The organism is Agrobacterium sp. fls2-241-TYG-188a, from assembly GCF_030209845.1.
In genome coordinates, this window is the sequence record NZ_JARVRD010000002.1 from 140,228 (window position 1) to 153,630 (window position 13,403).

General features: G+C 57.4%; 5 protein-coding genes. All 5 read left to right on the forward strand.

What is annotated here, in order from left to right; genetic code table 11:
- Positions 1–17: 17 nt before the first annotated feature.
- The 5 genes from cheT to fliF all read left to right on the forward strand — a co-directional run bounded on the left by cheT (position 18) and on the right by fliF (position 13,249).
- On the forward strand, positions 18–401 hold the full coding sequence (cheT, locus tag QRN85_RS07485) for a chemotaxis protein CheT (RefSeq protein WP_062587185.1): 384 nt from the start codon (positions 18–20) through the stop codon (positions 399–401).
- Between the two features lie 234 nt (positions 402–635).
- Positions 636–2,687 (forward strand): O-linked N-acetylglucosamine transferase, SPINDLY family protein, encoded by a 2,052-nt coding sequence (locus QRN85_RS07490; RefSeq protein WP_284757314.1) that lies wholly within the window; start codon positions 636–638, stop codon positions 2,685–2,687.
- A 117-nt stretch (positions 2,688–2,804) separates the two neighbouring features.
- The gene (gene glf, locus QRN85_RS07495; protein WP_062586460.1) at positions 2,805–3,962 is read left to right on the forward strand and encodes a UDP-galactopyranose mutase; all 1,158 of its coding nucleotides are present in this window, start codon (positions 2,805–2,807) and stop codon (positions 3,960–3,962) included.
- A gap of 300 nt (positions 3,963–4,262) precedes the next feature.
- A complete protein-coding gene (locus QRN85_RS07500; protein ID WP_284757315.1) occupies positions 4,263–11,438 on the forward strand; it encodes a beta strand repeat-containing protein in 7,176 nt (2,391 codons plus the stop codon).
- A 122-nt stretch (positions 11,439–11,560) separates the two neighbouring features.
- On the forward strand, positions 11,561–13,249 hold the full coding sequence (gene fliF, locus QRN85_RS07505) for a flagellar basal-body MS-ring/collar protein FliF (RefSeq protein ID WP_284757316.1): 1,689 nt from the start codon (positions 11,561–11,563) through the stop codon (positions 13,247–13,249).
- Positions 13,250–13,403 lie beyond the last annotated feature (154 nt).

The following is a 13,403-nucleotide window of genomic DNA, read 5'->3' on the forward strand; positions in this document are numbered from 1 at the left end:
TGGCCACGGAGTATTTTATGCAGATCGCCGAGCACGCGGAATTTTCAGCCTTTGAAGAAGCTCTCCCCGACGTTTTGATGCGGGTGGTTTCCGAACTGCATGACGTAGCCTATCTTATTGAACGTATCGAGCCGCAATTGCTCGAAGCGACGAATGGCGCGGTTACCACCGAGGGAATGCGGTTGATGCAGGGTATCGATCTTGCGGTTCAGAAGGCCCGTGGCCTTGCCGAGTTCATCGATACGATCACCGGCTCTATCCCCCTGGACTGGGTGGTGGATGTTTCGACCGCATTGAGCCTCGTAAAGCTGGCGGAGATGCAAAAGGCCCTGGGTGCGGGAATGCGTCACGGACATTCACAGCCTCTCGACAAGGCTTCCGGCGATTTCGACCTGTTTTAGACGCTGATGGCAGGCTGCGGCCATGCCTCGTCTGCTGGATACGCGAACATCGAATTGAAGAAAGGGGCTGCCACGCAGCCTCTTTTTGGCTTCTATCCGCTAAATTGTGGGCACTAAAGCATCATTTTCATGCAAGTAAAGCGCCGCGCAAGCTTCAAAGTATTAATCTGACCCCAAATTCTTACAGACAATGGTTTGTTGCCATTCGGCACGCCTGATCCGGGGTTCTGATTTATGAATAGTGTCTCAAACAGTGCCTTTTCCAGCGCATTGCTTCCAAACCTTCTGGAGCTGGCGAGAACGCAGCGTCTGGCTCTGTCGGATGTGATGAAGTTTGCGGAAGACTTCAGCGGGCAGGGGCGCCTCCAAGAGGCTGCTGCCCTTTACAAGACCTGGTTGGCGTTCAATCAGAATCATCCAGCCGCCCAGATGGTGTATTTCAATTTCTCGGTTCTGCTGCGTCAGCTCGATGATCTCGCGGGCTCCATCAATGCCATGCAGGCGGCCCTGAAGATCGACCCTATGTTTGGCCCTGCCCACATCAATCTGGGTCGCGCCTACGAAGACAGCGGCGTTGCCCCCATGGCAATCCAGCAGTGGCAGAGCTTTGCCAACAGCACATCGGAAACGACAGCGGAGCGCGTCTCGTATAGGGTGATGGCACTGCAGCACATCGGCCGTGTCATGGAAAATGCCGGGCTTCTGGAAGAAGCGGAGACCGTGCTGTGGCAGGCCATGGAAATGCGCCCGGACAAGCTTGAGACGGGACAACATTGGAGCGCCATTCGCCAGCGCCAGTGCAAATGGCCAGTCCTTACGCCTTCGACGCACGTGTCCCAGCGCCAGATGGTCGATTCCATGTCGCCCTTGACCCTGGGATGCTATTCTGACGACCCGATGTTCCAGCTCGCCCGCGCCCATGATTACAACAAGGGTTTTGTCGGTCGCCTCGACATCAACAAAATCCCCCGCCCGAGCGTCAAGCAGAAGACCGGTACGGGCGCTCGCCTGCGCGTCGGCTATGTCTCGTCGGACCTCAGAGATCACGCCGTTGGTTTTGCGCTGCGGGAAGTTCTGGAACTGCATGACAAATCGAGCGTCGAAATCTTCGCCTATTACTGCGGAGACCCCGTTGCGGTGGACGAAACGCAGAGCCGGATGAAGGCCGCCGTCGATACCTGGCGCGAAATTGGCGCTCTGACGGATGAGGCTGCCGCACGCCAGATTGCTGCAGACGAAATCGACATTCTCATCGACGTCAATGGCTACACAAAACATGCCAGAACGAAGATCTTCGGTTATCGCCCAGCACCTGTCGTGGTCAATTTCTGCGGCTATCCGGGCTCCATCGGCAGTCCTTTCCATCAGTATATGATTGCTGATGCGCAGATCGTGCCTGTTGAAAGCGAAATCTACTACTCGGAAAAGGTCTTGCGGATTGCTTGCAACCAGCCAATCGATCGCAAGCGGACCATTGCCGAAAAGCCGACTCGCGAACAGGTTGGTCTCGCCAACGACGCCTTTGTATTTGCCTGCTTCAACGGAATGCAGAAAATCAATGCCAGCACGTTCGGCCATTGGCTGACAATATTGAAGGCGACACCGAACAGCGTGCTGTGGCTGTTGAGCGGAAACGAAAAGGCCGATGCACGGCTGCGTCAACTGGCGGTGGAGGCAGGCATTGCGCCGGAGCGCCTCATCTTCGCGCCAAAAGCCGGCAATGCTCAGCATCTGGCGCGTATTGCCGTCGCCGACCTCTTCCTAGATACGTTCCCATACGGTGCTCATTCCACCGCAGCCGACTCGCTGACGGTTGGATTGCCCGTCCTGACATTCCCTGGAAAGAGCTTTGCGGCCCGCTTCTGCAGCAGCGTGGTGGCGGCAACCGGTGTGTCCGAGCTTATCTGCGAGGGCCCACAGGATTATGTCGCCAAGGCAATTGCCTTTGCCAAAGACCCTGAGACCTTGAAGGTTCTCCGCGACAAGCTTCAGGCCAACCGGGACACGAGCGCGCTGCGTGACATTCCAGGCCTCGCCCGTCGTCTGGAAGAGCTTTACTGGCAGATGCAGGGCGATGCGGAGCGGGGTGAAATACCCGTGCCGGACTTGCGGAATCTGGATGTCTATTACGAGATCGGCGCCGAACTCGTCATGGAAAATCTGGAGTTTGTCGATGAGCAGACCTACCGGGCGCGGTATCTGGAGAAACTGCGTGAATGGCACGCGTTTTCACCCATCCCGTTTGATAATCGCTTGTGGACGCCAGAGGCCTCCGCTAGGGCTTGAGAAACGGGAATCGACTGTCACGCACGTGATGGTCGTGAGGAGCAGATTTCGGTTTGCTTTCAGGCGCCTCAAAGGCCGTGAAAGCACACCGTTGCAAAAGCACAAGGCAGGTTGCGAGTGTCTCAGTCCAAGAAGATTGCTATTGTCGGCGCCGGGCTTTCCGGAGCAGTGATTGGTCGCGAGCTTGCGCAAGCAGGTCATCACGTCGAGATATTCGACAAGCGAGATCACATTGCCGGCAATTGCCACACGGAACGGGACGCTGAGACAGGCGTGATGGTGCATGTCTATGGTCCGCATATCTTCCACACGGATGATGCGGAAGTGTGGGACTACGTCAACCGCTATCAGACCTTCATGCCCTACAAGAACCGTGTGAAGACGACGAGCAGGGACCAGGTCTTCTCCCTTCCGGTCAATCTCCACACCATCAACCAGTTTTTCGACAAGACATTCAGGCCGGACGAGGCGAAGGCCTTTATCGAGGATCAGGCCGACAAATCCATCGAGGATCCGCAGACCTTCGAAGAGCAGGCCTTGCGGTTTGTCGGGCGCGATCTCTATGAAGCTTTCTTTGAGGGCTACACCCAGAAGCAATGGGGTTGCTCACCTAAGGATCTGCCTGCGTCGATTCTCAAGCGCCTGCCGGTGCGTTTCAATTATGATGACGACTACTTCTTCCACAAGTTTCAGGGAATGCCTGAAACGGGCTATACGCCCATGGTCGAGCGCATTCTCGATCATCCCAATATAAAGGTTCATCTTGCCCGCAACGTTGGGCGCAACGATGTGAGCGGATACGACCACACCTTCTATTCCGGTCCGCTGGACGGTTATTTCGATTATGCGAACGGACGGCTTGGTTACCGCACGCTGGATTTCGAACGCTTTACCTATGAGGGCGACTATCAGGGTTGCGCCGTGATGAATTACGGGGAGGTTTCCGTTCCCTATACGCGTATCACCGAACACAAGCACTTCTCGCCGTGGGAGCAGCATCGCGGCTCGGTCTGTTACCGCGAGTTTTCCAGAGAATGCGGACCCGATGATGTGCCATACTATCCCATCAGGTTGGTGAAGGAAAAAGAGCAGCTTGCGCAGTATGTTTCGCTGGCCAACCAGGAGACATCCGTGACCTTCGTCGGCCGCCTCGGCACATACCGCTATCTCGACATGGATGTGACCATCCGTGAGGCGCTGGATACCGCGCGTCTTTTCCTCTCTCTTGCACAGGGCGACACTACAATGCCGTCCTTCTTGAATCCGCCCCTCTGAGAAACGCCGAAACCTCTCATCGCATCGCTCGACGCTCCCCTTGAGAGGAGCATCGGCGATTGCGCCCCTATCATCCCCAAACACCGGGACTGGGTGGGCGTCATAACGAGAGACGGCACAGCTTCGCACAAGCAACGAAACCTAGGATTGCCCCTGGAGAATGCCGACCTTGGCCGAGAGCCATGAGGCATTCATAGGGACACCGCGGACGGAAGCACGCATCTTTGTTTCCGCTCGTTACCGGGGCTCTTGAGCTTCGCTGGTTGTTTCAACGTTTGTACTCGCGATGAAGGCCGGTAAATGACTTCTATCATCTCTTCCTTTGCTCCAAGTCAGATCAGCAAAATGACGACTTCGGCGCTTTCGGCTTGGACTACGGAAGACATGGCCGAGCTTTCGACCGAGCAGATCAAGGCCTTGTCCTCCAAGCAGATCAACGTTTTCTCATCGCAGCAGATCGCGGCCCTCGAGGTTGAAGATCTGCGGGCGATGAGCACGTCACAGCTTAATGGTATCTCGACAAGTGGCATGGTTGGACTGACGCTCGACCACATTGCTGCATTAAACAGGATTTCGGTCGCAAGTCTGGGTTCGGGGCAGATTGCGGCGCTCACCACCGACCAGGTGAAAAACCTGTCGACGGAACAATCCGAAGCTCTGACCCCGGCGCAGATCGCTGCCATGAGTTCCGATCAGATTGCCGCTCTCGATATTGAAGATCTGCTCGAATTTTCGACATCCGACTTTGCTGCGATTTCCCTGAAAGGCATTGCAGGCATCGGGACGCAGGGTGTGCATCTGTTTAGCAATGAACAGATCGGGGCCTTGAGCCCCAATGCCATCTCAGGAATGAACACCGATACCTTGGTGGCTTTGTCCGAAGAGCAGGTTGCTGCCCTAAGCACGGCTTCCATCTCACGATTGACAACCGATCAGCTTGTACGGCTGGAAACGACGCAGTTAAGCGCCTTGACCTCTAGCCAGGTTGCCTCGCTCAAAGCTGCCCAGATCACAGCGCTCAGTCCAGACTACGTGGCCAAATTGTCTGCGTCCGGGATCGCGGGCCTTAGCACCACCTCCATTGCAAGCCTGACGCCAGAACAGCTGAGTGGCATGTCAACGGTGCAATTCGCGGGCCTGACGACCAAACAGATCAACGCTCTCAAGTCGTCTCAGCTTGAAAGTCTGCCGACCACTCATTTGGCCGCGCTGTCACCCGCTCAGATTGCGGCGTTGAACACTCGAGCAATACCAGGCCTGACGCCTGCGCAGGTCGAGGTGTTTTCTGCCACGCAGGCAGAGGCACTGACGCCCGCCCAGGTCAAAGCAATGACCGCATCGCAGCTGGAGACATTCGCTGAGGATGAAATCAGGCAGTTTTCGACTGCGGACATAGCCGCAATCAGCGCAAGCACATTTGCAGAGCTCAGCACAACGACCCTTGGGGCGTTTACAACAGCTCAGATCGCGTCGATTGGCGCAAGTACGTTTTCGAAGATGACCATAGAGCAGCTCAATGCGCTTGACGGTGAGCAGTTGGGCGCACTGACATCAACGCAGATGGCAGCGTTGACGTCGCTCCAGGCGTCATCTCTTTCGACGGATGAGGTCGCGTTTCTTTCGACATCCGCACTGGCCGCGCTGTCTGGAAAATCGATCGCCGGCTTTGCGACCGACGTTGTGGCCAAGTGGACGCCCGAGCAGATTGCCGCACTGTCCACCGGCGCGATTGTAAAACTGACGTCAGACCAGCTCGCGACCTTGTCGACTGCGCAGGTCGAGGCACTGACCTCCGCGCAGATCAAGGTTCTCAGCTCCGTCCAGATCGGCGCGCTGAGTGCGGCTGCAATCGGCACATTCACGCCGTCTGAAGTTGCGGCGATTTCGACGAAGGCGCTTTCAGCACTTAGAACCGACGCGGTTGCGGGTCTGACGAATGATCATATTATTGCGCTCAGCGGATCGTCCGTTGCGGCCATGTCTTCCGATCAATTCGCCGCCCTGACGTCTGATCAGCTATCGGTTCTGACGTCGAAGCAGCTGGGTGCGCTAAAGACGACGCAAATCAAGGCGTTGTCATCCGAAGCAATCGCAGGTTTTTCAACCGCACAGATATCTTCGCTGAGCACCAGTGCTATTGCAGGCCTTTCGGCCTCTCAATTTGCTGCCTTGCAGGATGACAAGATAGACGCGCTGACCTCGTTGCAGATCAAGGCGTTGAACTCGGCGCAACTGGCTGTACTCGGCACCGATGATATCGCCAAATTCTCCACCGCAGAGATGGCCGCGATCAACTCGAGGGCGATTACGGGATTGAGCGGTGAGAATCTCGCCAGTCTCACTTCGGCGCAAATGAGCGCCATCAGCGCCGCTGCGGTTTCTGCCCTGAAGGCAGATCAGGTGGCTGCGCTGACAGCAACGCAGATTGCTGCCATTTCTGCCAGCCAAGCGGCTGCGCTGACATCTGGACAACTCGCCGTTCTGGACAAGGCTGATATTTCGGCCCTGTCAACGACTGCCATTGCAGCCCTGGGCACCAAGGCGATTTCCGGAATATCGCCAGCCCTAGTGGCCGAGCTTACGACGGCGCAGGCCGCAGCGTTGAACGCGAGCGCGGTCTCGAAGATGTCCACCGATCAGATCGAAGCTTTGACGCCGTCCCAGGTCGCCGTCATGACCACCGCTCAGATAAAGGTCATGAGCTCAAGCCAGGTCGGAGCTTTTTCTGCAAGTGCCATTGCAGCCCTGACATCGACACAGATTGCGGCCATCCCGACCAAGTCGCTGGCCGGTCTGACTGCAACTGACATCGGCGACATGACGACTATACAGCTCGCCGCATTGACGACGGCGCAGATTGCTGCATTGTCTTCAAGCCAGCTTTCTGGCCTCAAGTCCGAGGACATCGCTGCGTTTTCTCTCGACGATATTCGCGCGATTGGCGCAGCCGGCATCGGCGGGTTCTCAACCGATGTCATCGCCGCTCTGGACAGTAAGCAGATTGCAGCACTCAGCGTTGCGGCAATTGGATCACTAACGTCCGATCAGGTCGCAGCCCTTTCCACGCTGCAGGTCGATTCGCTGACGACAAATCAGATAGCGGCCATGAAGTCCACGCAGACGGCTGCGCTTGGCGTCGAGGATCTAAAAACTTTCTCCTCGCAGGATATAGCTGCATTGTCGGCAAGGGCCATTGGCGGTTTCGGCACAGGCGTGCTTGCCTCACTCGAAACAGTCCTCGTTGCAGCATTTTCGACGGCTTCGATTGCAAGCCTGACGACGGAACAGCTTGATGCCCTGACCTCACAGCAATTCGTTGCGATGAAGACGAGTCAGATTGCGGCCTTGTCTTCCGCGCAAGCCAGCGCGATCAACCCAACTATCCTTGCATCGCTGTCTTCGGGACAGATCGCTGCGCTAGGAAGCGTTGCGGTGACCAACCTGACCGGCGCTCAGATTGCGGCATTGACGTCCACCCAGTTGTCGAGCCTCTCCACATCACAGATGGCCGCCCTGAGTTCCGCGCAAGTCAACGCACTGAGCACAGAACATGTCGCTGCCCTGTCGACCGGCCAGATTGCAGCGATCGGTACAAACGGCATTGCGGGGCTTTCCTCAAAACAGATCGCCGCGCTTACCACAGATCAGGCGGCCGCGTTTACGAGCCTGCAGGTCAGGGTGCTCAGTGAGGACCAGATTGCGGCACTTGGCGCTGACGACATCGCGACGTTCACGACCAAGGAAATCAGCCTTATCGGAACGGCTGCCATCATCGGTCTGTCCAGCGCGACATTGGAATCGCTTTCGACAGATAAGATTGCGGCCATCAACGCAGACAGCCTCGCAGCTTTGACAACCCGGCACATCGCGTCTCTTGGCAGCGCTCAGATCGGTGCGCTGACGACAAAGCAGTTGTCAGGTTTGACTGCCGATCAGGTCTCAGTTCTGAGCACAGCCGATATAAGTGCACTGTCAACGTCAAAAATATCGGCTCTCAGCGCAGCCGGGATTTCAGGCCTGACGACGACCCAGCTTTCAAAACTGTCGACATCGCAAATCGAGGCGTTGACGAATATTCAGGTTGGAGCATTGACGTCTGCCCAGCTCGGGGCGATTGGTCTGGAAGGTATATCCAAATTCTCGAGTGCCGATATCGCCGCCATCAATGCCAACATCATCGGCTCGTTGCCAACAAGCACGATTGCCGGGCTTACGGCAGATCAGATATCATTCCTGAGCGCCCAGGCGATCGCAGGATTGACGACGAACCAGATTTCAGTTCTCAGCACAGGGCAGGTCGCGTCGCTCGGAACCAAGCAGATTGCGGCGATGACATCCTCGCAGGTTGCTGCACTTGGAACCGATGATCTTGCGTCGCTGAAAGATGCTGCAATCGGCGCAATCGGTTCTTCCGCCATTTCCGGGTTGTCGACGGAAACATTGGGCAAACTCACCGGATCGCAGTTGTTGGCAATCAGCACAGCTGCTGTTTCGGGTCTTTCCGCCAACCAGATAGGGGCGCTGACGTCAAGCCAGATCGCGTCCTTGTCCAACAAGCAGATTGCGGCGCTGACATCGCGCCAGGTTGCTGCACTGGGAACAGCTGGTGTTGCCGCGCTCGATACCAATCAGATATCGGCCTTGAGTTCCAGCGGGGTTGTCGGGCTGTCGACAGAGCAGATCGACAAGCTTACGGTCGCACAGGCGGAAGCGTTGACGGCGGATCAGGCGGCAGTCTTGAGCTCTGCCCAGGTCAGTGCATTGGGCACCGACGATCTTTCGCGCTTCTCATCAAAGGAGATCGCATCGCTATCCAGCGGCAGCCTCGCTGGCCTGTCGACGGAGAAAATTGCCTCTCTTGACCCTTTGATCATAGGCGCGCTGTCGTCTGTCGCGATCCCCGGCCTTTCAACGACACAGGTCGCTTATCTAAACAGTGCGCAGCTTGCGGCATTGAATACGGCTCAGGTTGGAGCGATGAGCTCCAGGCAGGTCGCTGCCCTTGGAACAGGTGGAATCACAGTGCTGTCGTCAAGCCAGATCGCCGCGCTGAGCACAGCCGGTATCCCTGGCCTCACTGCCGAGCAACTCGGTGCCATGGCAACCGACAAGCTCGAAGCACTCACGACCACTCAGGTCGCAGTATTGAATTCAGTGCAGACGGGTGCCCTTGGGACAGAGGATCTTGCGGTCTTCTCGAAGGCGGAACTTGCGGTGCTCTCGTCGAGTGCTGTCCTCGGCTTGTCGACAGCCGTTCTGGCAAGCCTCTCGGCTGACAGGCTTGCTGCACTTGGAACCGCCAGCCTCTCTGGACTGTCGAGTGGACAGCTTTCGTCGCTGACGACAGAGCAGGTTCAAGGTCTCAGCACGTTGCAGGTTGCCGCACTCAGCTCCAAGCAGCTTGCTTCACTTTCCACGGCAGGTGCAGCCGCCTTCAGCCCCTCGCAGATTGCAGCATTGAGTTCGGGAGCGATAGCAGGTCTGACAACGGCGCAGATCGCTGCTTTGTCTGTGGCGCAGATCGAGGCTTTCAACACCGGACAGGTCGCCGCCTTGACGTCAACGCAACTGAGCGCATTCGGCACCGAAGATATTGCGGCGCTTTCGACCGAAGAGCTTGCGGCCCTGACATCGAACGCCATCGCAGGACTGTTACCCGGCACCATCGCTGCTCTGCCTCTCGAACGGATCTCTGTTCTTGGCACCGCGAGCATCGCGGGGCTGACATCAGCTCAGATCTCCGCGCTTACAACGCAGCAGCTGGAGGCATTTTCGACGGCTCAGATTGGGGCTCTCGGCTCCAAGCAGATCGCAGTTCTGGGGACAGCCGGTGTTGCGGCCATGTCTCCGGCGCAGATCGCGGCGCTCAGCACCTCTGCGATTGCGGGGCTTTCCAGCGCCCAGATCGATGCGCTTTCCAGCGACAAGGTGGAGGCTCTGACCCCAACCCAGATTGCCGCCCTGACATCGGTGCAGCTCTCGGTTTTCGGTGTAGACGATATCGACCTCTTCTCCACCGATGATCTGGCGGCCATTCCTGCGCACGTCATACAAGGGCTTTCTACGGCAGCGCTTGCAGCAATGCCCGCGAGCAAGATTGCGATACTCTCGACATCCGCCGTCTCCGGCTTGACAAGCGATCAGATGAGAGCCCTGACAGCCGATCAGGTGGAGGCGTTCACCAGTGATCAGGTGGGTGCGCTTGGCTCAAAGCAGATGGCTGGCTTGAGCCTCGATCACCTCAAGTCTTTCACGAAAGCTGAAATCGGTGCCATCAGCGCCGGAGCAATTGTCGGCATCAGCACTGCAATAATGGCTGCGCTGCCACAGGATATCGTGTCGGCGCTGTCTGCCAGCGGCGTGTCAGGACTTTCCACCGCGCAGGTTCGCGCTCTCACCGTCGATCAGCTCACGGCGCTTTCGCCAACGCAAGTTGCCGCATTCACCTCACAGCAGGTGGCGGCCTTCAAGGCGAGCGATCTTCCGACATTCTCGACGGCACAGATTGCCGCTATCAGTGCTGCTGGCATAGCAGGCATGTCGAGCGATCAGGTCGCTGCTCTCAATCTGGAGCAGCTTCACGTCTTGACGACGTCGCAGGTCAATGCGCTGACGTCATCGGCCGTTTCCGGGCTTTCTGCAGAAGAACTCGAAACCTTGAGCGCTGCCCAGATCGCCGCGATCAGTTCTTCGGCCATAGGGGGGCTGACGACCGAATTTATCGGCGGACTTTCTGCCACGGAACTGGCACGTCTTGGCACTGCGGGTATTTCCGGCCTGACCGGCAAGCAGGTCGCGGCCCTGAGCAGGGATCAATTGGACTCCCTGTCGACGGCGCAGATTGCAGCCTTGAGCGCGGACGGCCTGTCCGGTCTCACGACGGAGGGAATGTCGACTTTCTCGGCCTCCGAAATCGCGGCCATCTCAGCCTCGTCAATCAGGGGTCTTTCAACGCAGATCATCTCTCGATTGACGAACGCAGAAATCCAGGTTCTGACACCGGCACAGATTGGAGCGATGGGGTACAACCAGATCGTCGCACTCAGCACATCGCAGGTGGATGCGCTCACGACAGCCCAGCTGGGCGGGCTGAACGCCATCCAGGCGGCGGCACTCGGTACGGAAGACATCAGCCTGTTTACGACAGAAGACATTTCCGCACTGGGCACAAGTGCCGTATCGGGCCTGACGGTCGGTGTGATAGCAATACTGACGACAGCTCAAAGCGAGGCATTGACCCCTGGACAGGTCAATGCGCTGACGTCAGGGCAGGTGGCCGCCCTTTCCAAGGACAATCTGGCGAAGTTCTCGACCGCCGATATTGCCGCGTTCAACTCGTCCGGCGTAACGGGTCTTTCCACGGACACGCTTGTCAGCCTGTCCAGCGATCAGATCGGGACACTCATGGGCACGCATATGGGATCGCTGACACCGGCTCAGATTTCAGCGATCATTTCCGTCTATGTCGCAGGCTAAAAAACGGAGCGCGAGCGTCTTCCCCTAAAAGCCCTACGGGAAACGCTCGCGCAAGCTTCGCCGTCTAGTTTGGTAGCGGGACCAGAAGGTCTCGGACTCTTTGAATGACGGTGCGGGACAGAATGAATCTGTTAAATCAATTCCCTCAGGTTTTTAAAAACTTCGCGGCCCTTGGGCAGACGCGGCTTTTGGTGCTGGGTGGTGTGGGCGTTCTGTCCATGGCGATCATTCTTGCAGCCGCGCTCTATGTGAACAAACCTGCTTACGAAACACTTTATGTCGGCCTGGAAACGATGGATCTGAACAAGATCAGCATCGCTCTTGCAGAGTCGAACGTCGATTTTCAGGTCGGTGCCGATGGAACGAGCCTGCAGGTTCCCGTCGGTATGACCAGCAAGGCTCGGCTTCTGCTTGCCGAGCGGGGGCTGCCAGACAGCGCCAATGCCGGTTATGAGCTGTTTGACAATGTCGGTTCGCTCGGCCTCACCTCATTCATGCAGGAAGTTACCCGCGTCCGTGCGCTTGAAGGTGAAATCGGTCGATCGATCCAGCAGATCGACGGTATCGCAGCTGCACGTGTCCACATCGTCATGCCTGACGTCGGAAACTTTCGTCGCGGCGAACAGAAGCCGACCGCATCGGTCATGATTCGCGCAAGCGCAGCTGCTGGCCGCAAGGCTGCTTCGTCCATTCGTCACCTTGTCGCCTCGGCTGTTCCCGGCCTGGAGGTTGACGACGTGACGCTTCTCGACTCGACCGGCCAGCTGCTCGCATCCGGCGACGACGTTGGAAACGGTGCACTCAATCGCTCCCTGACCCTGTCGCAGAATGTACAGCAGGAGCTCGAAACCAAGATCGACAAGGCGCTGGCGCCATTTCTTGGCATGGACAACTTTCGCTCGACCGTTACGGCAGAGCTGAATACCGACAGCCAGCAGATCCAGGAAACCGTTTTCGATCCCGAATCGCGTGTCGAGCGCTCCGTGCGCACGACCAAGGAAGACCAGAAGTCTCAGGAAACCACGCCGGATACGGCAGCAACGGTAGAGCAGAACGTTCCGCAGGCCGCGCCGCAGGGCGGTGGTGGCGGTCCGAAGTCTTCTGACGAATCGGCCAAGAAGGAAGAGCAGACCAACTACGAAATCAACTCGAAGACCACTGCGACAGTCCGCAATGGCTACACGGTCGACAAGATTTCGGTGGCGGTCGTCGTCAACAAGGGTCGCCTTGCCAAGATGATCGGTGAACCCGCCGATCAGGCAAAGGTCGATGCCTATCTCGCAGAAATGCAGAAGATCGTCGCTTCGGCTGCCGGTATCTCTGCGGATCGCGGTGACGTGGTCACGATCACGGCCATGGACTTCCTTGAGACGCAATTGCTGGATCAGGCAGTCGCCGGCCCGGGCTTCATGGAAGTCATGAGCCGCAACTCCGCAGGCATCATCAACTCGCTGGCATTCGTCGCTGTTGCCTTCCTGGTTGTCTGGCTCGGTGTCCGTCCGATCGTCCGCTCCATGTCTTCAGGTTCTGCTGCTACCGCAGAACTCGGTCAGGAAGCAGCAGGCCTTGAATTGCCCGACTTCTCGCCGGGCCTGGGCGGCGGCGCTGCCGCCGGCGGCCTCATGGACGGGTTCGGTGCGGATTTCGGCTTCGACAGTACCGACGACCTCCTCTCAGGCGACAGTGGCGAAGGCGACTTCAATCGTCGGGTCCGCGAAGGACCGGAACGTCGCCTGTCCCGCATGGTGGAAATCAGCGAGGAAAGAGCCGCCAAGATCCTGCGCAAGTGGGCAGTCGAGAAAGCAGCATAAATCTAAGGCCGGGTTTACCCGGCCTTTGTCGTTTTATCTCTTGCATCACGCCAAGGCACATGTACTGTTTTGATACGGAATTTACCATTTGTTCATCAGTTGGACAATTTACGTTGGAATAATGAAATCAGCGCTGTCCGATACCAAGAACATG